Source organism: Lysinibacillus sp. 10T31 (assembly GCF_056394365.1).
The window spans coordinates 1-450 of record NZ_JBFTHS010000207.1 but is presented as its reverse complement, the minus strand read 5'-3'; the positions used below and the strand labels follow the sequence as shown (position 1 = coordinate 450).

At 59.6% G+C, this 450-nt stretch carries 1 protein-coding gene; it reads right to left on the bottom strand.

The features are described 5' to 3' along the window. Window positions 1-450: hypothetical protein (locus AC1DCY_RS27675; protein WP_477355974.1), on the bottom strand; the 450-nt coding region annotated here is incomplete at both ends.

Genomic DNA, 450 nt, shown 5'->3' with positions numbered 1-450 from the left:
GTGTGGGCGATATTGCGTGCGAGGGATATTTTCCAGGAGCAGCATTCGTTGTTCGTCATCCAGGAGACGCCTGCCCAGCTCGACCTTGACACTGGTGACGGAACTGAAGGTTTCGAGCCCGCGCCCGGGCGTCCACAGGATCGCCCGACCGGAGTGTGCCGGGTCAAGCCCGCCACGCTCGGTCAGCAAAAAGCAGTTGGCCAGCGGCATTGGATCCGGCTCAGTCGAGCACTCAAGCGTCAACGACCAGGCATCTGGTCGAAACCCGTTCAGCGCCTCCCTTTGATTTCGGGTCGGTTTGTCGGGGTTGAGCAGGGTATCGAGCATGGCCTTTTCGTCTGCACGGAGTGTCTTGGTGCTCACTCTCAGCGTGGCTTCACCGCGGATTCCCACCGACATTGCATGGGCGAGATCGGCCTTGATGGTCTCCAGAAAAGTGCTTTGTTGTTC